Raw genomic sequence first — 22,081 nt, 5'->3', positions numbered from 1 at the left:
TCAGGGAGCCCAGTAGGTGGGTTCGTCGCCGCCCTCGGGGATGATGTCGGTGCCCGTGTGCTCGCCGCGGAGGACGGCGGGCGTGATGCGGTCGGGGTCCGTGCCGTCGAGGACGATGGTGCGCATCTTCGCGCGCTCGATGAGCTTCGCGGCGAGGAGGTCGACCGGGGCGGACGACCCGGCGTTCATCTCGATGTCGCCGATGACGTCGACGAGTTCCGCGGCGGTCATCTCCTCGAACTTCGTCGCGTCGGGGTCGCTGTTCGGGTCGGCGCTGAAGACGCCGTCGACGCTGGTCGCGTAGACGAGCAGGTCGGCGTCGACGTATTCTGCGAGCGCGGCCGCGACGGCGTCGGTGGTCTGGCCGGGCATGACGCCGCCCATCACCGAGATGTCGCCGCGCCGGATGGCGTCGCCGGCGTCCTCGTAGTCGTGGGCGACCTTGGGGTCGACCTGCGAGCCGAGCGCCGCGATGAGCAGGCGGGCGTTGATTCTGGTCACGTCGATGCCGATTTGGTCGAGTTGGACCTCGTTCGCGCCGAGGTCACGGGCAGCGCCGATGTAGTCGCGGGCGACGCCGCCGCCGCCGACGACCGCACCGATTTCGCACCCGTCCCGCGCGAGCGTTTCGACGACGGAGGCGTGACCCTCCACGCGTCGAGCGTCGAGGTCCGGCGCGAGCACGCTTCCGCCGATGGAGATGACGACTCTCATTGCACACGGGTATCCGTGACCGCATCTTAAGGGTTATCAACTGCGAGACGCCCGTGTCGGGGGCTTTAAACCACTCTCGCGGCGACTACCGGTATGCGACTCGTCACCGTGGAGACGGTTACGCTCGTCGTCGTCGGCTGGGTGCTCGCGCTCGGCGCGATGCTCGTCCGCCACCGCCGTGACGAGGTCGACCGCCGAACCGTCTTCAACTGGGCGCTGGCGGCCTGTTTTTCGGTCGGCTGGGCGCTCTGGCAGTTCGACACGCTGCCCGCGACGGCCGACACGCCCGTCGGCGCGGCGGCCCCGTGGCTGGCGACGCTCCTCGGACTCGTCGGCGCGGCCGTCGCCGTCCACCTCTACCGGACCCGCCCGCGCGCCGAGGCGCGGGAATCGGAGCCGACGCCCGAGGCCGACGAGGCCGGCACGGAGCAATCTTAAACCGGCGCGGGCCGTCCTTCGGGTATGCACGTCCTCGGAATCGTCGGCGCGGGCGCGACAACGCTCTGCGACCGACTCGCCGCGCAGTTGGACGGCCGCGTCGCCACCGTGGAATCGCTCCCCGAGAGCGCGACCGAACCGGAGTCGACAGACGGCGTCGCCGCAGCTTACGGGCTCTCGCCGGACGGTAACTGGGTCGGGTCCGGCGACGACCGCGACCTCGATGGACTCCTCGACGACCTCTCGGCCGAGTACGACTACGCGCTCTTCTCGGGGTTCCCCGACGCGCGCGTCCCGACGGTCGCGCTCGCGGGTGCCGACGCGGCGAACGTCGTCGCGGAGGCCGAAACGGCCGACGCCGCGGACGTGGCGTCTCTCGCCGCCGAAATCGACTCTCACGAGCCGCACGTCACGCTCGAAACGCTGGTCGAGCGCGCGAAGGCCGACCCGCTGGAAGTGTACGCCGGCGCGATTGCGACGTTCACCGGGCGGGTGCGCGCGAAGGAGTCCGAAGACGACGACCCGACGCTGAGCCTCGAATTCGAGAAGTACGACGGCGTCGCGGAGTCGAAGATGGACGCGATTTCCGAGGAACTGGAGGCGCGCGACGGCGTCCTCCGCGTCCTCATGCACCACCGGGTGGGCGTCGTCGAAGACGGCGCGGACATCGTGTTCGTCGTCGTCCTCGCGGGGCACCGCCGAGAGGCGTTCCGGACGGTCGAAGACGGCATCGACCGCCTGAAAGACGAGGTGCCGATTTTCAAGAAGGAGACGACCACCGACGAGGAGTTCTGGGTCCACGACCGCTGAGACGGCGCGGATAACTCAGGAGATGCGGATAGTCCCGACGGGGCGAAAATCGAGCGATATTGCGGGTGTTGTTGCCGCAAAATGCGGCGTCAGACGGGCGAAAAACGGGAGTATTTACCCATATGAAGTCTGACGATATTCTCTGAAAGAATCTCTTAGAACCGGTTCTAAAAAATCTAAGCCGATTTCAAAGATTCCTAAAATGTACCGTTTGCAACGATTCAGGCTGAAAGCGGCCGAACTAATTCTAACGGACCTTCCTTTATAACAGGTAATGGGGCGATAGGTGGAAGTGAGGTGTACCAGATGAGCGCAACAGTACCCCCCTCCACCGACGATAGCTCCAAGGAAGACCGCCTCAAGCAGTACCTGCTCGACCGTGCGAAAGACGGCGAGATGTACTTCAAGAGCAAATTCATCGCCGACGACGTCGGCCTGTCTCCCAAGGAAATCGGCGCCCTGATGGTCAAGCTCCGCGACTCCGCGACGGACCTGACCATCGAGAAGTGGTCGTACACGAGCGCGACCACGTGGCGCGTCGAGACCGCCTGAGAGCACGCACTGCCCGCCCCGACCGACGCCAGCGCCAGGACGGCGCGCACCGCCCGGTCCCCGGACGAAAGAACCCGACCCCGCGACAGCCACTGATAGCCCCTAATGGCCCCGTGACAGCCCCGCCAAGCGCGCTCGGAAACCGAACCGAGACGCGACTCAACAGCCCTCGCGATTCGTGACCCCGGCGAATTGACGCCCCTCCCCAGGGCGCAGCGACCCGAACTCACGACGCGACCCCGGAACGCCCTCCCCCCGCACGCACCCGTCGACGACCGCCCGACCCGCGAACCAACCCGACCCGCGAACCAACCCGACCCGCGAACCAACCCCGCATTTTCACTTTCGCGTTCCGCTTCGACGCACACCACACGGCCGGAGCGACAGCCCTCTCGCGCCGTCGTCGCCCGGTCGGGTCAGGTCTCCGTCACGGGATTTATGCACGTCGCCCGCCTACTGCACGCCGATGGAACAGTCCGAATCGGCGGACGGACCGCCGGTGGAGGCACTTCGCGCCGTCTTCGACGTTCACGAGGTGCGGTCAGACGGTCGCCGACGTATCTACTACGGCGAGTCGCTCGTCCCCGAGCAGATGCTCGTCCGCGAAATCTGGTCGGCGTTCCGGGGAGCCGGCTACGACGTGGAAGCGCAGGTGTCCGGGCTCGGAGAGACCGACGTGGTCATCGTCGAACCGGCCTCGCAAGGCGTCGAGGAAATCCCGTGGAAGAACATCACGCTGTTCGCGCTGACGATTCTCTCGACGCTGTTCGTCGGCGCGCACGCGTGGTACTACATCCCCCTGTCGGACATCGTCGCGAACCCGCTCGTGATGCTTCGGGCGTGGCCCTTCACCGCCGCCGTCCTCGGCGTCCTGTCGGTCCACGAACTCGGCCACTACGCGGTCGGGCGATACCACGGCGTCAACGTCTCGCTGCCCTACCTCATCCCGTTTATCTTCCCGTTCGGAACGCTCGGCGCTATCATCCGCATGCGCGGGCAGATGCCCGACCGGAAGACGCTGTTCGACATCGGCGTCGCCGGCCCGCTCGCCGGGCTCTGTGCGACTGTCGTCGTCACCGTCATCGGCCTCTCGCTCGAACCGATGACCGTCCCGAGTCGGGTCCTCGCCGGGTCGGCCGACACCATCGTCTTCAACAATCCGCCGCTCCTCGACGCCATCGCGACCGTGCTCGGTCGCCCGACAGAGTACGCCGACCCCCGGACCGTCGTCCACCCCGTCGTCATCGGCGGCTGGGTCGGGATGTTCTTCACCGTCCTCAATCTGCTCCCGGTCGGCCAACTCGACGGCGGCCACATGGTCCGGGCGATGCTCGGGGAGCGCCAAGAATCGCTCGCGGCGGCCGTCCCGCTCGTCCTGTTCAGTATCGCGGGGTATCTCCACTACATCCGGGGGCTCGGTCTCAACCAGTCCGTCGGCCTGTGGTTCTTCTGGGGGCTGATGTCGACGTTCATCGCCTACAACGGCCCGGCGAAGCCGATAGACGAGACGCCGCTCGGCCCTGCGCGGATGGCCGTGGGCCTCGTTACGTTCGCCCTCGGCGCGGCGTGTTTCCTCCTCGTGCCGATTCAGGTCATTCCGGGGTGAGGCGCGGGCGGACTCGACACCGCCGCGAAAACAGGATTCTACTCACCGCCGCCGTGGGTGTAACCGCGGTCCGGTACGGCCTCGCCGTCGGCGACGACGGCCGCGTCTGCGGATTCTTCGACGGCTTTTCCGACCACCGTGAGCGGCACGTCGGTCGCGTCGCGGGCGGCGTCGAGCGCGGCTTGGGGGAGCGTAAAGACGAGTTCGAAGTCCTCGCCGAAGAACGCCGCGAGGTCGCGTCTGTCGTCGGCGTCGGCCGCGACCTCCTCGACCGCGTCGTGGACGGGGAGCGCGTCGAAGTCGAGTTCGAAGCCGCAGTCGCCGGCCTCCGCGAGCTGGTGGGCCGAGCGGGCGAGGCCGTCGCTGGAGTCCATCATCGACGTGGCCGACCCGCGGAGGCCGACGCCGGCGGCGACGCGGGGCGTGAACCGGAACAGGTCGTTCGCGCGGACGGTCTCGCCCGCCTCGAACAGGCGGACGGCGGCGGCCGACCGGCCGAGTTCGCCCGTGACGCAGAGCAGGTCGCCCGGCTCCGCGCCCGAGCGGCGAACCGGGTCGTCGGTGCGGCCGATGGCCGTCGTCGCCGTCGTGAACTCCCGATGGGTGTCGAGGTCGCCGCCGACGTACGACGCGTCGACCGCCTCGCAGACGTCCCGCGCGCCCCGGACGAAATCCCCGAGTTCAGTCTCGTCGAGTTCGACGGCGGCGTAGGCGGCGACGGCGCAGGTGGCGCTCGCGCCCATCGCGGCCACGTCCGACAGCGACGCGCCGACGGCCCGCCAGCCGGCGGTGTAGCGGGTCGTCCCCGCGGGGAAGTCCGTCGTCTCGTGGAGCATATCGGTCGTGACGACGAGGTCGTCGACGACGGCGGCGTCGTCGCCGGCGTCCGGCAGGTCCGCGGCGAGCAGTCTGAGGGCGGCGCGCTCGTCCATATCCGGACGTGTCGGGCGGAGCGGAAATGTCCATCTATCCGCCAGCGAGCGGCGGCGCGGGCCGCGAGTCCCCGACGGCGGCGACGCGAGACCTGTTTCTCGGCCGTCGAATCCGGTGACTTAATGCCCGTCGTAGACGCATCCCCAGCAAATGGCCCGCGAGAACCTCCGCGCGACGGTGCTCGGTTTCGCAGCGGCAATCGCCGTCTTCGCCGTCCTGTTCTACTTCGCGGGCGTGGACGAACTCGTCGCCCGGGTGACGATGGCCGAGCCGACCTACCTGGCCGCCATCCTCGCCATCACGCTCGTGTGGCTCGTCTCGTGGGGGGCGTCGCTGAAGACCGTCCTCGGCGTGCTCGGCGTGGACGTCTCGCTCGTCCGCTCGTTTCTCATCTTCACGGGCGCGACGTTCTCGAACAACATCACCCCGTTCGGGCAGGCGGGCGGCGAGCCCGTGACCGCGCTGCTCATCTCCCGGAGCGCCGACACCGAGTACGAGACCGGGCTGGCGGCCATCGCCAGCGTCGACACCATCAACTTCGTCCCCTCGATTACCATCGCGCTCATCGGCGCGGGCTACTACGCCACGGAGGTGACGCTCGGCCGCAACCTCGAAATCGCGCTCGTCGCCGTCGTCGGCCTCGCGGTCGGCGTCCCGGCGGCCGTCTACACCGCGTGGAAACGCCGCTACGACCTCGAACGCCGGCTCATCGGCGCGCTGACGCCGGTCATCCGAACCGTCTCGCGGTACGTCCCGCGGGTGTCGGTGCCGTCGAACGACGGCATCGAGCGCCGCATCAACGGCTTTTTCCGCTCCATCGAGCGCGTCGGCCGGAACCCGCGGGGGCTGGCGGTCGCACTCGGTCTGTCGGGAATCGGATGGTTCTGCCAGATGGTCGCGCTCTGGGTTGCGTTCCACGCCATCGGCGCGCCCATCGCCTTCTCCATCGCGCTGTTCGTCGTCCCCATCGGTGCGATAGCCGGCGTGACGCCGCTGCCCGGCGGCGCGGGCGGCATCGAGTGGACGCTCGCCATCCTCGTCGCGGCCGCGAGCTCCGCCGTCTCGTTCGACGTGGCGACCGCGGGCGTCGTCGTCTTCCGCGGGTTCATCTACTGGGTGCCCGTCGTCCTCGGCGGCCTCGTGATGAGCACGGAGAGCGCGCGCGGGTGGCGGTCCTGACGGCGCGATACGGGCTGTCACCCCGGCGCACGCCGGGCGGGGCGCAGGAGCCTCCAACCGCCCGTATCGGGCGAATACGATGCCTTTAAACGCCGCGATTATGAACCAATAGCCATGGTAACCATCTATGACGTCCCGGCGGACGCCCTCATCGAGGAGGTCGCCGGACGACTCGAGGACCGTATCGAGCAACCCGACTGGATGGCCTTCGCGAAGAGCGGCCAGACCCGCGAGCTGCCGCCCCAGCAGGACGACTTCTGGTACGTCCGCGGCGCGAGCCTGCTCCGCAAGGTCGCCATGAACGGCCCCGTCGGCGTCGACCGTCTCTCGACCGAGTACGGCGGCCTCAAGCGCGGCTCCAACCGATACAGCGTCTCCGGTGCGCACAGCGACGCCGGCAGCAAGAACATCATCCGCACGCTCCTCCAGCAGCTCGAAGAGGAGGGCCTCGTCGAGACCGCCAAGGGCGAGGGTCGCCGCATCACCGCCGAGGGGACGAGCTTCCTCGACAACGCCGCGTCCGACGTGCTCTCCGACCTCGACCGTCCGGAACTCGAACGCTACGCGTAGAGCCGCCGACACACACCGAGAGTTCTTCTTCGACGGCGGATTCCCCGAGAGCCGTCTGTATGCGGGTCCGTAATGGTTTTCAGACATCGGACCGTGCGCTAGGGTATGAGTGGCAGTCCCGACGATGAGCGACTGGAGGAGCTTCGAAAGAAGAAGATGCAGGAACTCCAAGAACAGCGGGGCGGCGGCGGACAGGGCTCCGCGGAGCAACAGCAGGCCGAGGAGGCCCAACAGCGCGCCGAACAGCAGAAACAGGCGCTTCTCAAACAGCATCTGACCGACGAGGCCCGCCAGCGCCTCAACGCCGTGCAGATGTCCAAGCCGGACTTCGCGGAGCAGGTCGAACGCCAAATCGTCGCCCTCGCCCAGAGCGGGCGCATTCAGGGCCGCATCGACGACGACAAGATGAAGGCGCTCCTGAAGGAGCTGCAGCCCGAGTCGAAGAGCTTCAACATCCGCCGCCGGTAAGACGTGGAACTCGCGCTCCTCTACAGCGGCGGCAAGGACTCCTCGCTCGCCGCGCTGCTTCTCGACACCTTCTACGACGTGACGCTCGTGACCGCCCACTTCGGGGTCACGGAAGACTGGACTCACGCCCGCGACGCGGCGGCCGAACTCGGCTACGCCTTCGAGACGCTGGAGCTCGACCGCGAGGTCGCGGCGGCGGCGACCGCCCGGATGGTCGAAGACGGCTACCCCCGAGGCGGCATCCAACACGTCCACGAACACGCGCTCGAAGCGGTCTGCGGCCTCGACTTCGACGCCGTCGCCGACGGCACCCGCCGCGACGACCGCGTCCCCTCGATTTCGCGGGCGCAGGCCCAGAGCCTCGAAGACCGCCACGGCGTCGACTACCTCTCGCCGCTTTCGGGGTTCGGCCGCGGCGCGGTCGACCGCCTCGTCGAGTCGCATCTCGACGTGGAGACCGGCCCGTCCGAGGAGATTCCGAAGGCCGACTACGAGGGCGAACTCCGCCACCTCATCGCCGCCGAACACGGGCAGGCGGCGGTCGACGAGGTGTTCCCGGACCACGTCCAGAGCTACGTCCACGGCCGGCGCTGAGGGCGGCCCCGCGTTCTGACGCCGTCCCGGCCCGGACACCCGCTCCCCCGGCGCGCCCCCGATTCGTACCGCGTCGTTTTTCACGCCGCCGCGCGCCGGGTGAGGCATGGACCCCGGCATCGCCTACTCCGTTCTCGCCGCGTTCGTCTGGGGCGTCTACATCTTCGCCCTGAAGCGGTACTTCCCGGGCTACTCCGGGGCGGTTCTCACGGTCGTCGTCAACGCCTTCGCCGTCCTCCTGTACCTCCCGGTCACGGCAGTGACGTACGACCCCGCGGCAGTCCCCTCGCTGGCCGAACTCGGCGCGACGGGCGTCGGAATCGTCGCCGGTACGGCCGCTCTCGTCGGCGTCGCGCTCATCCTGTTTGTCGACGCCCTCGAAGCCGGCGACGTGTCCTACGTCGCGCCCATCAACAAGCTCGTCCCGGTGTTCGTCCTCCCCATCGAGATTCTGTTTCTGAACCAGTTCCTGACGGGTGTTCAGGTCCTCGGCGTCGCGGTCGCCACCGTCGCCGTCTACGTCGCGAACTACGAGGGCGGGGCGTTCCTCGACCCGCTCAGACGCGCCGTCCGGTCGCGGCCCGCCCAACTCGCGCTCGCCAGCGCGGCCTGTTACGCCGTCAGCGACGTGGGCAAACGCGTCGCCCTACAAGAACTCGGCATCCCGACGAGCGTGTTCGTCCCGGTGCTGTTCGTCGGCGCGGCCCTCGCCGTCCTCCCCGTCGCAGTGCGGGAGTGGCCGGGCGTCCGCGGCGACCTCCCGAAGTTCGCCGCGGCGGGCGCGCTCGTCGCCGTCGGAGAACACGTCACCTCGACGGCCTTCGGGCTGGTGCCGGCGAGCGTCGCCTCGCCAATCGTCAACACGCAGGCCATCGTCGCCGTCGTCCTCGGCGGGGTCGTCCTCCGAGAGGCGCGGTTCGGCACGCGCCTCGTCGCCGCCGTCCTCGCGGTCGCCGGCGTCTCGCTCATCGCCCTCGGCGACGCGGCGGCGCTCCGCGCCCTCGTCGGGTAGTCGCCGTCGCCCCGAACAACAGGTTTCAAGCGCGACCTGCGCCAACCAACGCCCATGTACGACCGACTCAAGGGATTTCGTGACTTCTACCCCGGCGAGATGTCGGCCCGGCGCGAGGTCGTCGACACCGTCGAGACCGCCGCCGCCCGCTACGGCTTCCGCGAAATCGGGACGCCCCACCTCGAACGGACCCAGATGTACGTCGACAAGTCCGGCGAGGAAATCGTCGAGGAGCTGTACGCCTTCGAGGACAAAGGCGGCCGCGAGGTGGCGCTCACGCCGGAGCTGACGCCGACGGTCGCCCGGATGGTCGTCGCCAAACAGCAGGCGCTGTCGAAGCCCATCAAGTGGGTCTCGACCCGGCCCTTCTGGCGCTACGAGCAGGTCCAGCAGGGTCGCTTCCGCGAGTTCTACCAGACCAACGCCGACATCTTCGGCTCCTCGGAGCCGGAGGCCGACGCCGAGATTCTGGCCTTCTGCGCCGACGCGCTGACCGACCTCGGCCTCACGGCCGACGACTTCGAGTTCCGCGTCTCCCACCGCGACATCCTCGGGGGCCTGCTCCGGTCGTTCGACGCCGACGTGGACGTCGCCGACGCGGTCCGCGCCGTCGACAAATCCGAGAAAGTCGAGCGCGCGGAGTACCTCGGCCTCCTCTCCGACGCCGGCCTCTCGTACGACCAGGCCGACGAGTTCGCCGACCTCATCGAGCGCGGCGACCTCGACGAAATCGCGGCGTTCGGCGGCGACGACGTCGAAGCCGCGGTCGAGAACCTCCGGAACGTCCTCGCCGCCGCCGACGACTTCGGCGCGGGCGAGTTCTGCGAGGTGTCGCTTTCGACCGCCCGCGGGCTGGACTACTACACCGGCGTCGTCTTCGAGTGCTTCGACTCCACGGGCGACGTGTCGCGGGCGACGTTCGGCGGCGGCCGCTACGACGACCTCATCGAGTCGTTCGGCGGCCAACCCACCCCCGCCGTCGGCGTCGGCATCGGCGGCGCGACGCTCCAACTGCTCTGTCAGCGCGCCGGCGTCTGGCCCGACGAAGAGCTGGCGACCGACTACTACCTCCTCACCGTCGGTGACACCCGCGGCGTCGCCTCCGACATCGCCCGCGACCTCCGCGCGGCGGGCAACGTCGTCGAGGTCGACGTGTCCGACCGGAGCTTCGGCGCGCAGATGTCCTACGCCGACTCCGTCAACGCCGACACGGTCGTCATCGTCGGCGAGCGCGACCTCGAAAACGGCGAGGTGACGGTCAAGGACATGGCCAGCGGCGACCAGACGACCGTCCCCGTCGACGACTTCCCCGGTGACCGCGACGCGCCGACCTACGAGGACTACGAGTAGGCCGCCTCGCGGGTCGCGCCGGCAACGCCGACTGTCCCGCCGCCCCCCATCGCCGCCGCGATTCTCGCGCCGCGATACCGGCGCGCGCCCTGTTGTTTCCGCCCGTCGTACGGGCGAGCGACATGTACGACAGGATTCTCGTCCCGGTGGACGGGAGCGCCCCCGCCGACGAGGCGCTCGACCGCGCGCTCGACCTCGCGGCGGCGACGGACGCGACGCTGTACGCCCTCTACGTCGTCGACGAGCGCGCCCTCCACGCGACCCAACTCGACGCCGGCGGCCTCGTCCGCGCCTACGAGGCGGAAGGCGAGCGCATCGTCTCCGAGGCCGTCGAGGCGGCCGAGGCCGACGGCATCGAGGTCGTCACGGCCGTCGAACACGGCTCGCCGCACCGGGCGATTCTCCGGTACGCCGAGGAGGTCGACGCCGATCTCATCGTGATGGGCACCCACGGCCGCCGCGGCATCGAGCGCTACCTGCTCGGGAGCGTCACCGAGCGCGTGCTTCGACTGGCCGACGTGCCGGTGCTCTCCGTCCGAAGCGAGGACTCGCCGGTCGAACGCGAGTGAGCGGTGCGGTCGGGCGGGCGCGACGGCGCGGGTGGCGTCGGTTAAGTAGTCCGCCGGGCAAGCACCCGCCATGCGCGCCTTCCGCGTCGCCTACGACGGACGCCCGTACCACGGGTTCCAGCGACAGCCGGACGTGCCGACCGTCGAGGACGCCATTTTCGACGCCTGCCGCGCGCTCGGCGTCTGCGACGACGACGAGGAACCGACCGACTACGCCGCCGCCGGGCGGACCGACGCGGGCGTCTCCGCGCTCGCCCAGACGGTCGCCTTCGACTGTCCCGACTGGTGTACGCCGCGGGCGCTGAACTCGGAGCTACCGGGCACGGTCCGGGCGTGGGCCGCCGCCGACGCCCCCGACGACTTCCACGCCCGGCACCGGCCGACCCGCCGCGAGTACGTTTACGACCTCCACGCGCCGACGGAGGGGTTCGACGACGACCGGGCGAAAGCCGCCTTCGACGCCTGCCGCGGCGACCACGACTTCCACAACCTCACGCCCGACGACCACGGAACGGTCCGGTCCATCGACGGCGGCCTGACCCGCGACGGCGACTTCCTCCTCGTGCGCGTCGAGGCCGGCGGCTTCGCCCGCGAACTCGTCCGCCGACTCGTCTCGCTCGTCCGCGCCGTCGGGTCGGGCGCGGCCCCCCTTTCGAAGGTGGACGATGCGCTCGGTCCCGACCACCTCGACGGCCCCGAGGGCATCGCACCCGCGCCGCCGACGCCCCTGCTTCTCACGGCGGTCGACTACCCGGAAGTCGAGTTCGACGTGGACGCGATGGCCGCCGAGAGCGCCGCGGCGGCGTTCGAAGAGCGGGCGCTGGCGGACCGTATCGGCTGGCGCGTCGGCTCGCGCATCCGCGAGGGAGTCGAGCGGGCGGGCGATGCCAGACGCGTCGGCGACGGCGAAGACCGCGGTTGACCGACGCGTGAGGGGTCAATAGCCCTCCGGAGCGGTTGGGGTCGCACATAGCAACGTTATCGTCGGTCGAGGCCGAACGATTCGACCATGTGCTACGACGCTGTCATCTTCGACAACGACGGCGTGCTGACGAAGCCGACGCTGCTCGAAGTCCAGCGGGAGGCGGTCAGGCGGGCGTTCGACGAGTTCGACGTGGAGCCGACGACCGAGACGGTCGACGGCGTCATCAACGGCGGCCTCACGCGCCTGCGCCGCATCTGCGCGGTCCACGACGTGCCGGTCGACGACTTTTGGTCGCACCACGAGACCCACGCCGCGGCGACCCAGCGGGCGTGTCTCGAAGACGGGACGAAACCGCTGTACGACGACGTGGCCGCCCTCGACGACATCGACCACCCGCTGGCGGTCGTGAGCAACAACCAGCACGCGACCATCGAGCACATTCTGGACGTGTTCGACATCGGTGACCGATTCGAGGTGGCCTACGGCCGCGACCCGACCGTCGAGGGCGCGCGGGTGAAGAAGCCGGACCCGCACTACATCGAGCGCGCCATGGGCGAACTCGGCGTCGATTCGGCGCTCTACGTCGGTGACAGCAACGTCGACGTGGTCGCGGCCGACCGCGCCGGCATCGACTCGGCGTTCATCCGCCGACCGCACCGCGACGGCTACCGGTTGGCCGCCGAGCCGACCTACGAACTCGACTCGCTCGACGAACTGCTCGCGGTGTGCTGACGCGCGGGAGAACCTCGCGGCCCCTGCAACCCTCACCCCGCGACCTTCACCGCGGGTCCGCGCCGCGTATCGACCAGTAGACACATCACGCGGCTCGCCGTCGGCTCACGCATGGACCGGTCCGCCGCGTGGGACGCCACCCTCCGCATCGTCTTCGGCCTGTTTATCATCGGCGTCGGCAACGCCGTCGGCGGCTTTCTCGCCGGCACGACGGGTATCGCCGGCCTCGCGCTCTACCTCCTCGTGGCCGTGCCGACGTTCGTCTACGGGATGTTCTACGTCGTCATCGGGGCCGGAATGGTTGTCGAGGCCGCGACCGAACGCGCGCTCGAAGCGGCGGAGCTAACGGTCGAAGTCAGCGACGGCGACGACGGCGGCGAGGGACGCGACTCGGGCGGCGACAGAGGAGACGACACCGAGTCGTCCGCGCGCGACTGACCGCCGGACTCACTCCCAGCCGTCGGGCCAGATGCCCGCCGCCTTCATTCCCGTCTCGAAGTCGGCGTCGCGGAACGCCGCGGCGAGTTCGTCGTCGTCGAGTCGGGGAATCTCCCCGTCGGCGGCGGTCGCGGCGAGTTCGCGGACGATAAGTGCGGTCAGCATCCCGTGTTCGCGGACGTTTCTGTCGTCGACCTTGTCGCGGGTGTCGGCGTGGGTGTGGCCCCAGCCGCGGCCGCGCTCGCCGCTTTCGCTCCTGAGTTGGAGCGCCGGGACGCCGGCGCGGACGAACGGCCACTGGTCGCTGAACGGGTGCGGTTCGGGTTCGATGCCGACCGGGTGGCGCGTCTCGTTGCCGACGCGGGTCGCCACCGCGGCGGTCGCCTCCGAGGTGTGGCTGTGGGCGACGAGGTCGCGGAACCGACCCGCGCCGTCGACGTTGACGACGGCGGCGACGCGGTCGAGGTCGAGGCGGTCCGCGAGGTGTTCGGAGCCGGTTAGCCCCAGTTCCTCCGCGCCGACGCCGACGACGCGCACGCCGAGAGCGAGGTCCATCTCGGCGAGGAGTCGCGCCGCGGTGACGACGACCGCGATGCCACAGCCGTTATCGAGCGCGCCTTCAGCGATATCGTGGGCGTCGAAGTGGGCGCACAGGAGGAGTTCACGGTCGGTGTCGGGGCCGACGCGCCCCTCGACGTTCCGGCTCTCGCCGGGCGTCGTCTCGGCGTCGACCGCGAGGGTCGCTTCGCCGCCGCGGGCCGCGTAGTCGGTCAGCCACGACCCGGTTTCGGCGCTCACGCCGACCGCGGGGGCGGCGGCCTCCTCGTCGTAGCGGAGCGCCCCGGTCGGCGGGAGTTGGCCGGGGACGTGGTTGACGAAGACGAAGCCGACCGCGCCGGCGTCGATTGCGTAGTTGAACTTCTCCATCCGGTGGACGAACCGGCCGCCGGCGGGGGTGGTCGTGCTGGCGACGACGAGCGCGCCGTCCACGTCGGCGGCGTCGATTTCGCTCGGCGTGCCGTAGCCGACATCGACCAGCGGACCGGAGACGGTCGCCGGGGGCGCGTACGGAAGCGCGACGGCCTCGAAGCGCCGTTCGTCGGGTGCGGTGAGGTCGAGCGTCGTGTCGCCGCGGGTCCAGCGGGCCATCTCGAAGGGATCGAACTCGACGCGCCGGACGCCCGCGTCGGTGAAGGCGTCGGCGACGAGCGTGCTCGCGCGTCGGTCGCCCGGCCCGCCGGCCATCCGGTCGCCGATGGCGGTCAAGTCGGTGAGGAACGCCCACGGGCGGTCGTCGACCCACGTCCGGGCGAACGCCTCGCGGACCGCGGGAGAGAGGTCGTCCATGGCAGTTCCACACGCCCGCCGGTCAAAGTGGTTTGCGCCGCCGGGGGCCGCGTCGACTCGGGCGGCCCGCCGCGGTCGGGGTCGGTGTCGGATGCCGAAAATCGCCCACAACATCTAACTCAGTTGACGTGGTACGCACGACCGCCATGCCTACATGTCAGAACTGCAATTCTTTCGTCACGGAAGGTTACGTCAGGGTGTTCGCCCCGGAGGGCATGGACGCCCCCCGCGTCTGTCCGCACTGTGAGGACTTAGTCCGGGACGGTTCGCAGGTCCGAGAAGCGAGAGCGACCCGACACTAACCGCGACGCGGCCGCCCTCCTCGTCCCCGCTTCGCCGGTCGATTGATAAGGCTTACCAGCCGCGCGCGCGTCACAGTACCCGACATGAGTTCGGTTCCCGAGCGGAGCGACATCGACGAGGAGTACAAGTGGGACCTCGACAGCATCTACGCGTCCGACGACGAGTGGGAGGCGGCGTACGAGGACGTCGCAGAGCGCGTCCCCGAACTGGCGAGCTACGAGGGCCGCGCCACCGAGGACCCCGAGACGCTCCTCGAACTCCTCGAAACGATGGAGGAGGTGCTCCGCGAGGTGTCGATGGTCGTCTCCTACGCGAACCTCCGCAGCAGCCAGGACACCCGGAATCAGGAGTACCAGGCGCAGGCCGGCCGCGCCGAGGCGCTGGCGTCGAAGGCCCGCAGCGCGGTCAGCTATCTGGACCCCGAACTGCAGGAACTCGGCCGCGACGGCGTCGACGAGTTCGTCGAGGAGGAGCCCGAGCTGGCGGCCTACGAGCACTACTTCGACGACGTGCTCCGGACGAAAGAACACACCCGCTCCGCGGAGGTAGAGGAGGTCCTCGCCAACCTCTCGGACGTGACCGGCGCGTCCAACGACATCTACTCGATGCTCGCCAACGCCGACTTGGAGTTCCCGACGGTCGAACAGCCCGACGGCACGTCGGTCGAAATCACGCAGGGTAACTTCACGAAACTCCAGAAACACCCCGACCGCGAGTTCCGCCGGACCGTCCACGAGGAGTTCTACGACCGCTGGGCCGACGTGCGCAACGCGGTCGGCACCTCGCTGAAAAACAGCGTCAAGAAGGACGTGAAGACCGCGCGCATCCGCGACTACGAGACCGCTCGCGAATCCGCCCTCGACGGCCCCAACGTCCCCGTCGAGGTGTACGACAACTTACTCGACACCGTCCGCGACAACCTCGGCCACCTCCACCGCCACGCCGAGTTGAAACGGGAGGCTATCGGCGCGGACGAACTCAAGATGTGGGACCTGTACGTGTCGCTCACCGGCGACCACGGCCCCGAGATTCCGTACGAACAGGCGAAGGAGTACATCGTCGAAGCCGTCGAACCGCTCGGCGAGGCCTATCAGGAGCGGATGGCCGAGGGCCTCGACGACCGCTGGGTCGACGTGTACGAAAACCGCGGCAAGCGCTCCGGGGCGTACTCCGCGGGCACCTACGACACCCAGCCGTTCATCATGATGAACTACCAGGACGACCCCGCATCGATGTTCACCCTCGCCCACGAACTGGGCCACTCGATGCACTCCGAACTCGCCAACGACGCCCAGCCGTGGCACGATGCGAGCTACGACATCTTCACCGCCGAGGTCGCCTCCACGGTCAACGAGACGCTCCTGACCGAGTACCTACTGGAGAACGTCGACGACGACGAACTCCGGACGCACGTCCTCGACGAGTACCTCGAACGCTTCCGCTCGACGCTGTTCCGCCAGACGATGTTCGCGGATTTCGAACTCCAGATTCACGAGATAATCGAGAACGACGGCGCGCTCACGCCCGACCGCTTCGACGAGCTGTACGGCGACCTGAAGGCGACGTACTACGAGCCCGCGGCGACCGACGACCGCATCGCCCGCGAGTGGGAGCGGATTCCGCACTTCTACTACAACTACTACGTCTACCAGTACGCGACGGGCATCTCCGCGGCGGCGGCCATCGTCGAGCGCATCCGCGAGGAGGGCGAGTCGGCCGCGGCGGACTACCGCGAGGCGCTCGCGCTCGGCGGCAGCGAGTACCCCCTCGACGTGCTCCGAACCGCCGGCGTCGACATGACCGAACCCGAACCCATCGAGGACGCGATGTCGGTCTACGCCGAGTTCCTCGACGAGGCCGCGACGCTCCTCGACCTCGAATAGGCGAAAAATCGCAGGCCGGGCTCAGCCGACCTGTCGTTGCATATCCCGCCTGCAATCGACGGTGATTGCGTGGGAAGTGTCGGATTCACTCCCGCCCTAAGCGGCGGGTTCTCTCCTTATAGAAAGATACTCTCACAAAGTGCCAGTTTGACGAGAGCGACAGCCACGGAGTGGAAGTAGCCAACGCAATGTGCAACACGGCTTGGCGAAGCTATCACTCGGAGACGTAGGAATCAGAAAGCCGTGTCACTCCGCACGTACTTCGTCGCAGAAACGGGCTGGGAGGGACTTGAACCGGGCCCAGACGTGCTCGCTTCGCTGTGCGCGACTGGTCGGGTTCAATCTCTCGAAGCCGTTTCACTCCTCACGGTTGTTCGGAGTAGAAACGGGCTGGGAGGGACTTGAACCCCCGACCGTCTGGTTAAAAGCCAGACGCTCTGCCTAACTGAGCTACCAGCCCTCGACGTTTCTTTAAATGGGGATACTGATAAGCGTTTATTTTCGCCGCCCCCGCCTGCTTTGTACCCCGTTCCCGTCCCCCACAATATGGACCTTCGCGACTTCGTGGACGCGCTGCTCCGGTTCGAGAGCGTCGCCCGCGCCGAAGCACCGGCTCAACAGTGGGTCAAAAACCGCCTGCACGACTTCGGGTTCGAGACGTACGAGTGGACCGCCGACCCGGAGCGACTGGCCGAACATCCCTCGTTCCCGGACGACCCCGACGACATCGACACCGCGAACCGGCCGAGCGTCGCCGGCGTGGTCGAGTTCGGCGACCCCGACGCGGGACCGACGCTCGTCCTCGACGGCCACGTCGACGTGGTGCCAGCCGACAGGGAGTTGTGGTCCCACGACCCGTATTTGCCCGACTGGGACGACGACGCCGGCACCGTCAGCGCCCGGGGCGCGGCCGACATGAAAGCGGGGCTCGCGGCGTGCGTCTTCGCCGCGCTCGACCTCCGCGACGCCGCGGCGGCGGGCGATGTTGCCCTCGACGGGCGGGTCGTGGTCGAGAGCGTCGCCGGCGAGGAAGACGGCGGTATCGGGGCCGCGGCGGCCGCGCTCGACAATCCCTACCCGTTCGAGCGAGACGCCGCGCTCGTCGCCGAACCGACGCGGCTGAAGCCGGTCGTCGCCACCGAGGGGTCGGTGATGAAGCGACTCCACCTGACCGGGCGGACGGCGCACGCGGCCTCGCGGTGGCGCGGGGTGGACGTCATCGAGAAGTTCGAGGCGATTCGGGCGGCGTTTTTCGACCTCGAAGCGGAGCGGACCGACGCGGTCGACCACCCGCGTTTCGACTACCCGATTCCGTGGCCCGTCTGCGTCGGCCGCGTCGAGGCGGGGTCGTGGGCGTCGAGCGTCGCGGGGACGCTCACCGCGGAGTGGCGACTCGGCGTCGCGCCGGGCGAGACGGTCGAAGAGGTCGAAGCCGCGTTCGAGGAGCGACTGGCGCGCGTCGTCGCCGCCGACGATTGGCTCTCGGCGCACCCGCCGGCGTTCGAGCGGTTTTCGGTGCAGTTCGAGCCGGCGGAAATCGACGCCGACGAGCCGGTCGTGGAGTCGCTGCGGGCGGCGCTCCGGGCCGACGGCCGCGACGACGACCCGGTCGGCGCGACCTACGGCGCGGACTCCCGGCACTACGTCGAGGCGGGTATCCCGACGGTGCTGTTCGGGCCGGGCGATATCGACCAGGCGCACTTTCCGGACGAGACCGTCGAGTGGGACGAAGTCGAGGTGGCGCGCGAGGTGATTCGGGAGACGGCGACGCGGTTCCTTCAGTCGAGATAGTCGTCGAGCGCGTCGGCGACGACGTCGCCGGGCGGCGTGTCTTCGAGCGAGGCGCGGCGGCGGAGTTCGAGGTACACGTCGGCCGGCAGCGTCACGTCGAGCCGGCCGATGTCGACGCCGTGGTCGGCGAGGGCGTCCACGGCCGGCGTGCCGTCGTTGACCTCGCTGGCGAGCCGGCGGACCTCGCGGACGGTCAGGCCGGCGTCGAGCGTCGCCCACGCGAGGTGGAGTCGGGCGTCGCCGGAGACGCGGGCGATGTGCTTTGCGGCCGTGGGCGCGATGCGGCCGCGGGCGACGTGCCGGCGGACCGACTGCGGGAGGTCGTGGACGCGGGCCCACTTGCGGATGAAGGAGACGGACACGTCGCCGCCGGCGCGCTCGGCGGCGCGCTTGTACGAGCCGACGCCGCGGACAAGCGCGGCGCAGGCGGCCGCCCCGCGGAGCATGAACACGTGGTCGTCGTCGCCGGCGGTGGACTCGGAGAACGAGCGAACCGTTCTGGCGGCCTCGGCGAGGCTGTCGGGGTCGGTGGGGTCGAAGCCGACGGCCTCGCGGGCGCGGTCGCCCGTGACGGCGGGGTCGCCGCGGACGACGGGTTCACCGACCGGTTCGCGCCGGTCGGCCGGAACCTCGGTCGTTCGTCGGCGTTCGTCGTTCGTCATCTACGAATCGGTAACGCGTTCGGGCTTAAAAACGTCTCCCCGAGAGGCGAGATTCGCGCCGCGGGCGGCCCGCGAGCGAAGACAGACGGCGGAGCGTTACTCCTCGCGGGACTCAGAGAGATGTGACCAGATTTCGGTGCAGCCCGCGCCGTCTTCGAGGTCCTTGAGGTGGGCCGCGGGGTCTTCGTCTTCCGCCTCGGCGGACGGGTCCGCCTCGGCATCGGGGTCGCGGTCGAGTTCGGATTCGAGTTCTGCCTCGCCGGTCATGCGTTTCCCTCCTGGGACTGTTCAAACAGCTCTGGGGCGACGTCGGCGGAGGCGTGTTGTCGGACGGCGGTGCGGTGGTCACTCATCACCACCACGTACCGGTCGAACCCGCATAAGGGAATCCGCACCTGTAATGTGTACCCCCACTCCCGGCTACCGGAACGGGTTGCCCCTACCTCTGACGGCCGGTTTCGGGGACAATCGCAGGACTCCGACCGAACGACCGCCGAAACGGCCGTCGCGCTCCCCCGCGGGGATTGCGGGCGTCGTCCCGCATAGGTAGCCGGAGCGACGAGGGTGAGGTATGAGCGTCTCCCTGCGCGTCCTCGACGACGGGGCGTGGGTCTCCGTGAACGACGCCAGAGAAGTGAGCGTGAGCGAGCTCTGGCGGCTCGACGACCCGTCATTCTGTGGGTGCGAGCTTCCCGACTTCGTCGTCGAGAACGTCCTCGACGTCGGCGCGGACGGTAGAACCGTCTCCGCGAAAGTGTACGGCCAGTGCATCGCCTGCGGCCAGACGGGCGTTCCCGGCTGGGTCCCGGTCGGCAGGCTCCGCGAGGGCGAATTCGTCGATATCGACCGCGAGCGGGTCGTCCTCCCGGTTCGACGCGGCGACGACGACGAATAAGCAATATTCTCCGCTTTTGGGCAGCACCGGGAAGGGTTGACGGTACGCTCGGGGCCTTACGTGGGCACGTATATGGACATTCATACGAATGCCCACGGACGTCGAACGCTGGAAGTCGGAGGTCTACGGTAACGAGATACGAGAGCACCTGCTGGAGTTCGCTGAGCAGGGCTGGGACTCCATCCCGGAAGACGAGCGAGACGCCTGGTTCGAGCGCTTCAAATGGTGGGGACTGTACCACCAGCGCAACGGCCAAGAGTCGTACTTCATGATGCGCATCGGGACGCCGAACGGCGTGCTGACGCCCGGCCAGACCGAAGTCGTCGCGGAGGTCGCCGACGAGTACGCCCGCGGCCCCGCCGAGAACCCCATCTTCGGCAACGGCTACGTCGACTGGACGACCCGCCAGTCGATTCAGCTCCACTGGATTAAGCTGGAGGACATCCCGGAAATCTTCGATAAGCTCGAATCGGTCGGGCTGTCGACCCAGCAGGCCTGCGGTGACTCGTGGCGGAACATCGTCGGCTGTCCCGTCGCCGGCAAGGACAAACACGAGCACGTCGACGCGCTCCCCGTCGCGATGGAGCTCAACGAGACGTTCAAGGGCAACGACGACCACTCGAACCTCCCGCGCAAGTGGAAGGTCTCCGTCACCGGCTGCCGCGAGGGCTGCGGTCAGGGCGATATCAACGACCTCGCGCTCGAGCCCGCGACCAAGGAAATCGACGGCGAGGAGACGAAGGGCTTCAACATCCGCATCGGCGGCGGCCTCTCGCGGAACGAACCGCGGCTCGCCCGCGACATCGACGTGTTCGTGACGCCCGAGCAGGCCCCCGAGGTGTCGGGAGCCATCTCCGCGCTGTTCCGCGACAACGGCGACCGCGACAACCGCTACAACGCCCGCATCAAGTTCCTGATGGACGAGTGGGGCGCGGAGAAGTTCCGCAACGTCCTCCAGGAGGAGTACGTCAACTTCGAGCTGGAGACCGCCGGCGAGGACCTGCGCTCGGAGTACTCCTACAACTCCGGCTACGCCGACGGCGGCCACTCCGACCACGTCGGCATCCACGAGCAGGCCGACGGCAACTACTACGTCGGACTCGACGTGCTCGTCGGCCGCATGGGCGTCGACGACACGAAGGAACTCGCCCGCGTCGCCGACGAGTACGGCTCCGGCGAGATTCGCATCACGCAGCGCCAGAACGTCATCATCACCGACGTGCCCGAAGAAAAGCTCGACGCGCTGCAAAACGAGGACCTTCTCGACCACTACTCGCCCGACCCGCACCCGTTCATGCGCGGCTCCATCGCCTGTACGGGCACCGAGTTCTGTTCGCTCTCCATCGTGGAGACGAAAAACCGGCAGGTCCGCTACGCCCGCTGGCTCAAGGAGAACGTCGAACTCCCCGCGGGCGTCGAGGACTTCCACATCCACCTCTCGGGCTGTACGGCCTCCTGCGCCCAGCCGCAGATTGCGGACATCAGCCTCCGCGGCATGAAGACCCGCAAGGACGGCGAACCGGTCGAGGCGCTCGACATCGGCCTCGGCGGCGGCCTCGGCGAGAACCCGAACTTCGCCGAGTGGGTCACCCAGCGCGTCCCCGTCGACGAGGTGCCGGGTGCCATCAAGAACCTGCTCGCGAACTTCGAGGAGCGCCGCGAGGGCGACGAGACGTTCCGCGAGTTCGTCGCCCGGACGGACGAAGAGGAGCTGGCCGAACTAGTCGAACCCGAAGAGACCAGCTACGAGGACCCGATGATGCACAACACGAAGCGCACGTGGTACCCCTACGCCGACGACGACGGCCTCGACGCGAGTCCCGCGCCGACCCGCGCCGACGGCACGCCCATCGCGAGCGACGACTGAGCGGGTCGCCTCGGTGACGACGCCGCCGCGCTACCTATTTACGACGACACCCAACAGTACTCACAGATGCCAGACCGAATCCTGAAGGTCAACGCCTACACGACGCTGGACCTCGTCGACGCGTCGGCGACGGGCCACGACTTCGAGGAGTCGGCGTTCGCCGTGTGCAACGTCACCTCGCCGCGGAAGCACCCCGACGAGATTACCCTCGAACTCGAACTCGACTGGACGCAGCTCGACGCGCTCGCGCCGCACGCGGACAAACTGACGCTGTCGCCCGAGGAGGCCCGAAAAATCGCGGCCGACCTCGAAAAACACGCCGACCGCGTCGAAGCCGAACAGCAGGACTGACCGCCGTCCCCCGATTTTCGACGACAGTTCGACGCCCCGAGCGACGCGACTGTCCGTACGACCCCGACGGTTCGTGGCAACACCACCCATGA

General features: G+C 68.8%; 24 protein-coding genes and 1 tRNA gene. 19 read left to right on the top strand and 6 right to left on the bottom strand.

Annotated elements, in window-relative coordinates; genetic code table 11:
* The gene (gene pyrH / locus E4P24_RS09520) at positions 1-714 is read right to left on the bottom strand and encodes a UMP kinase (RefSeq protein WP_004041748.1); all 714 of its coding nucleotides are present in this window, start codon (positions 712-714) and stop codon (positions 1-3) included.
* A gap of 93 nt (positions 715-807) precedes the next feature.
* Between pyrH and E4P24_RS09515 the strand changes: the two genes are divergently transcribed.
* From E4P24_RS09515 to E4P24_RS09500, 4 genes are all read left to right on the top strand, one after another.
* Entirely contained in the window at positions 808-1,152 is a 345-nt protein-coding gene (locus tag E4P24_RS09515; protein WP_115861222.1) for a hypothetical protein, read from the top strand.
* A 24-nt stretch (positions 1,153-1,176) separates the two neighbouring features.
* Entirely contained in the window at positions 1,177-1,962 is a 786-nt protein-coding gene (locus E4P24_RS09510) for a molybdopterin synthase (RefSeq protein ID WP_188148413.1), read from the top strand.
* Positions 1,963-2,268: 306 nt separating this feature from the next.
* Positions 2,269-2,514, top strand: coding sequence for a hypothetical protein (locus tag E4P24_RS09505; RefSeq protein ID WP_008574797.1), 246 nt, complete (start codon positions 2,269-2,271; stop codon positions 2,512-2,514).
* A gap of 466 nt (positions 2,515-2,980) precedes the next feature.
* Positions 2,981-4,120 carry a site-2 protease family protein gene (locus E4P24_RS09500; RefSeq protein WP_006601102.1) on the top strand — a complete coding sequence of 380 codons (1,140 nt, stop codon included), beginning with the start codon at positions 2,981-2,983 and terminating at the stop codon, positions 4,118-4,120.
* Positions 4,121-4,158: 38 nt separating this feature from the next.
* Here E4P24_RS09500 and thiL read toward each other — a convergent pair whose 3' ends face one another.
* Positions 4,159-5,052, bottom strand: a complete 894-nt coding sequence (thiL, locus tag E4P24_RS09495; RefSeq protein WP_006601101.1) for a thiamine-phosphate kinase — start codon at positions 5,050-5,052, stop codon at positions 4,159-4,161.
* A 151-nt stretch (positions 5,053-5,203) separates the two neighbouring features.
* Between thiL and E4P24_RS09490 the strand changes: the two genes are divergently transcribed.
* From E4P24_RS09490 to E4P24_RS09445, 10 genes are all read left to right on the top strand, one after another.
* Entirely contained in the window at positions 5,204-6,232 is a 1,029-nt protein-coding gene (locus tag E4P24_RS09490; protein ID WP_115803272.1) for a lysylphosphatidylglycerol synthase transmembrane domain-containing protein, read from the top strand.
* A 114-nt stretch (positions 6,233-6,346) separates the two neighbouring features.
* Positions 6,347-6,802 carry a 30S ribosomal protein S19e gene (locus E4P24_RS09485; protein ID WP_004041740.1) on the top strand — a complete coding sequence of 152 codons (456 nt, stop codon included), beginning with the start codon at positions 6,347-6,349 and terminating at the stop codon, positions 6,800-6,802.
* A 105-nt stretch (positions 6,803-6,907) separates the two neighbouring features.
* Positions 6,908-7,270 (top strand): DNA-binding protein, encoded by a 363-nt coding sequence (locus E4P24_RS09480; RefSeq protein WP_004041739.1) that lies wholly within the window; start codon positions 6,908-6,910, stop codon positions 7,268-7,270.
* Positions 7,271-7,273: 3 nt separating this feature from the next.
* Positions 7,274-7,864 (top strand): hypothetical protein, encoded by a 591-nt coding sequence (locus E4P24_RS09475; protein WP_004063031.1) that lies wholly within the window; start codon positions 7,274-7,276, stop codon positions 7,862-7,864.
* A gap of 106 nt (positions 7,865-7,970) precedes the next feature.
* Positions 7,971-8,876 (top strand): EamA family transporter, encoded by a 906-nt coding sequence (locus E4P24_RS09470; protein WP_004063032.1) that lies wholly within the window; start codon positions 7,971-7,973, stop codon positions 8,874-8,876.
* Positions 8,877-8,930: 54 nt separating this feature from the next.
* Positions 8,931-10,226 (top strand): histidine--tRNA ligase, encoded by a 1,296-nt coding sequence (hisS, locus tag E4P24_RS09465; RefSeq protein ID WP_188148412.1) that lies wholly within the window; start codon positions 8,931-8,933, stop codon positions 10,224-10,226.
* Positions 10,227-10,348: 122 nt separating this feature from the next.
* Positions 10,349-10,795, top strand: coding sequence for a universal stress protein (locus E4P24_RS09460; RefSeq protein WP_188148411.1), 447 nt, complete (start codon positions 10,349-10,351; stop codon positions 10,793-10,795).
* A 70-nt stretch (positions 10,796-10,865) separates the two neighbouring features.
* The gene (gene truA / locus E4P24_RS09455) at positions 10,866-11,717 is read left to right on the top strand and encodes a tRNA pseudouridine(38-40) synthase TruA (protein ID WP_115803274.1); all 852 of its coding nucleotides are present in this window, start codon (positions 10,866-10,868) and stop codon (positions 11,715-11,717) included.
* An 87-nt stretch (positions 11,718-11,804) separates the two neighbouring features.
* The gene (locus tag E4P24_RS09450) at positions 11,805-12,452 is read left to right on the top strand and encodes an HAD family hydrolase (protein WP_004063036.1); all 648 of its coding nucleotides are present in this window, start codon (positions 11,805-11,807) and stop codon (positions 12,450-12,452) included.
* A 111-nt stretch (positions 12,453-12,563) separates the two neighbouring features.
* Positions 12,564-12,890 carry a hypothetical protein gene (locus E4P24_RS09445; protein ID WP_115861230.1) on the top strand — a complete coding sequence of 109 codons (327 nt, stop codon included), beginning with the start codon at positions 12,564-12,566 and terminating at the stop codon, positions 12,888-12,890.
* A 9-nt stretch (positions 12,891-12,899) separates the two neighbouring features.
* Here the strand turns inward: E4P24_RS09445 and E4P24_RS09440 are convergent, their stop codons facing one another.
* Positions 12,900-14,237 carry a M28 family metallopeptidase gene (locus E4P24_RS09440; protein WP_188148410.1) on the bottom strand — a complete coding sequence of 446 codons (1,338 nt, stop codon included), beginning with the start codon at positions 14,235-14,237 and terminating at the stop codon, positions 12,900-12,902.
* A 386-nt stretch (positions 14,238-14,623) separates the two neighbouring features.
* Here E4P24_RS09440 and pepF point away from each other — a divergent pair, with 386 nt between their 5' ends.
* Positions 14,624-16,423 carry an oligoendopeptidase F gene (pepF, locus tag E4P24_RS09435; protein ID WP_188148409.1) on the top strand — a complete coding sequence of 600 codons (1,800 nt, stop codon included), beginning with the start codon at positions 14,624-14,626 and terminating at the stop codon, positions 16,421-16,423.
* Positions 16,424-16,809: 386 nt separating this feature from the next.
* Here pepF and E4P24_RS09430 read toward each other — a convergent pair.
* Positions 16,810-16,883 (bottom strand) — tRNA-Lys (locus tag E4P24_RS09430).
* Between the two features lie 86 nt (positions 16,884-16,969).
* On the opposite strand from E4P24_RS09430, the gene E4P24_RS09425 reads away from it, so the two are divergent.
* Positions 16,970-18,214, top strand: coding sequence for a M20/M25/M40 family metallo-hydrolase (locus E4P24_RS09425; protein WP_115861232.1), 1,245 nt, complete (start codon positions 16,970-16,972; stop codon positions 18,212-18,214).
* On the opposite strand, the gene E4P24_RS09420 is transcribed toward E4P24_RS09425, so the two are convergent.
* Both E4P24_RS09420 and E4P24_RS09415 read right to left on the bottom strand, forming a co-directional pair.
* The gene (locus E4P24_RS09420) at positions 18,202-18,876 is read right to left on the bottom strand and encodes a hypothetical protein (protein WP_004063041.1); all 675 of its coding nucleotides are present in this window, start codon (positions 18,874-18,876) and stop codon (positions 18,202-18,204) included. The genes E4P24_RS09425 and E4P24_RS09420 overlap by 13 nt on opposite strands.
* A gap of 96 nt (positions 18,877-18,972) precedes the next feature.
* Positions 18,973-19,143: a hypothetical protein gene (locus E4P24_RS09415; protein WP_188148408.1), complete on the bottom strand. Its 171-nt coding sequence runs from the start codon at positions 19,141-19,143 to the stop codon at positions 18,973-18,975.
* Between the two features lie 304 nt (positions 19,144-19,447).
* Here E4P24_RS09415 and E4P24_RS09410 point away from each other — a divergent pair, with 304 nt between their 5' ends.
* The 3 genes from E4P24_RS09410 (at position 19,448) to E4P24_RS09400 (ending at position 21,989) form a co-directional block, all read left to right on the top strand.
* Positions 19,448-19,771, top strand: a complete 324-nt coding sequence (locus E4P24_RS09410) for a hypothetical protein (protein WP_004041667.1) — start codon at positions 19,448-19,450, stop codon at positions 19,769-19,771.
* Between the two features lie 88 nt (positions 19,772-19,859).
* Complete coding sequence (locus E4P24_RS09405; RefSeq protein WP_188148407.1) at positions 19,860-21,638, top strand: nitrite/sulfite reductase; 1,779 nt, start codon at positions 19,860-19,862, stop codon at positions 21,636-21,638.
* 66 nt (positions 21,639-21,704) lie between these two features.
* Complete coding sequence (locus E4P24_RS09400) at positions 21,705-21,989, top strand: DUF6360 family protein (protein ID WP_004063046.1); 285 nt, start codon at positions 21,705-21,707, stop codon at positions 21,987-21,989.
* Positions 21,990-22,081 lie beyond the last annotated feature (92 nt).

The sequence above is a fragment of the Haloferax sp. AS1 genome (assembly GCF_014530665.1).
Taxonomy (GTDB): domain Archaea; phylum Halobacteriota; class Halobacteria; order Halobacteriales; family Haloferacaceae; genus Haloferax; species Haloferax volcanii.
Note: the sequence above shows the minus strand (reverse complement) of the source record. Positions and strands in the feature narration are given on the sequence as shown.

Coding starts and splice junctions, on each gene's coding strand:
- E4P24_RS09420 (WP_004063041.1), bottom strand. CDS start 18,876: ATGACGAACGACGAACGCCGACGAACGACCGAGGTTCCGGCCGACCGG.
- E4P24_RS09440 (WP_188148410.1), bottom strand. CDS start 14,237: ATGGACGACCTCTCTCCCGCGGTCCGCGAGGCGTTCGCCCGGACGTGG.
- E4P24_RS09400 (WP_004063046.1), top strand. CDS start 21,705: ATGCCAGACCGAATCCTGAAGGTCAACGCCTACACGACGCTGGACCTC.
- hisS (WP_188148412.1), top strand. CDS start 8,931: ATGTACGACCGACTCAAGGGATTTCGTGACTTCTACCCCGGCGAGATG.
- E4P24_RS09460 (WP_188148411.1), top strand. CDS start 10,349: ATGTACGACAGGATTCTCGTCCCGGTGGACGGGAGCGCCCCCGCCGAC.
- E4P24_RS09405 (WP_188148407.1), top strand. CDS start 19,860: ATGCCCACGGACGTCGAACGCTGGAAGTCGGAGGTCTACGGTAACGAG.
- E4P24_RS09415 (WP_188148408.1), bottom strand. CDS start 19,143: ATGACCGGCGAGGCAGAACTCGAATCCGAACTCGACCGCGACCCCGAT.
- E4P24_RS09450 (WP_004063036.1), top strand. CDS start 11,805: ATGTGCTACGACGCTGTCATCTTCGACAACGACGGCGTGCTGACGAAG.
- E4P24_RS09485 (WP_004041740.1), top strand. CDS start 6,347: ATGGTAACCATCTATGACGTCCCGGCGGACGCCCTCATCGAGGAGGTC.
- E4P24_RS09515 (WP_115861222.1), top strand. CDS start 808: ATGCGACTCGTCACCGTGGAGACGGTTACGCTCGTCGTCGTCGGCTGG.
- pyrH (WP_004041748.1), bottom strand. CDS start 714: ATGAGAGTCGTCATCTCCATCGGCGGAAGCGTGCTCGCGCCGGACCTC.
- E4P24_RS09510 (WP_188148413.1), top strand. CDS start 1,177: ATGCACGTCCTCGGAATCGTCGGCGCGGGCGCGACAACGCTCTGCGAC.
- E4P24_RS09490 (WP_115803272.1), top strand. CDS start 5,204: ATGGCCCGCGAGAACCTCCGCGCGACGGTGCTCGGTTTCGCAGCGGCA.
- E4P24_RS09505 (WP_008574797.1), top strand. CDS start 2,269: ATGAGCGCAACAGTACCCCCCTCCACCGACGATAGCTCCAAGGAAGAC.
- truA (WP_115803274.1), top strand. CDS start 10,866: ATGCGCGCCTTCCGCGTCGCCTACGACGGACGCCCGTACCACGGGTTC.
- E4P24_RS09470 (WP_004063032.1), top strand. CDS start 7,971: ATGGACCCCGGCATCGCCTACTCCGTTCTCGCCGCGTTCGTCTGGGGC.
- pepF (WP_188148409.1), top strand. CDS start 14,624: ATGAGTTCGGTTCCCGAGCGGAGCGACATCGACGAGGAGTACAAGTGG.
- E4P24_RS09445 (WP_115861230.1), top strand. CDS start 12,564: ATGGACCGGTCCGCCGCGTGGGACGCCACCCTCCGCATCGTCTTCGGC.
- E4P24_RS09480 (WP_004041739.1), top strand. CDS start 6,908: ATGAGTGGCAGTCCCGACGATGAGCGACTGGAGGAGCTTCGAAAGAAG.
- E4P24_RS09500 (WP_006601102.1), top strand. CDS start 2,981: ATGGAACAGTCCGAATCGGCGGACGGACCGCCGGTGGAGGCACTTCGC.
- thiL (WP_006601101.1), bottom strand. CDS start 5,052: ATGGACGAGCGCGCCGCCCTCAGACTGCTCGCCGCGGACCTGCCGGAC.
- E4P24_RS09425 (WP_115861232.1), top strand. CDS start 16,970: ATGGACCTTCGCGACTTCGTGGACGCGCTGCTCCGGTTCGAGAGCGTC.
- E4P24_RS09410 (WP_004041667.1), top strand. CDS start 19,448: ATGAGCGTCTCCCTGCGCGTCCTCGACGACGGGGCGTGGGTCTCCGTG.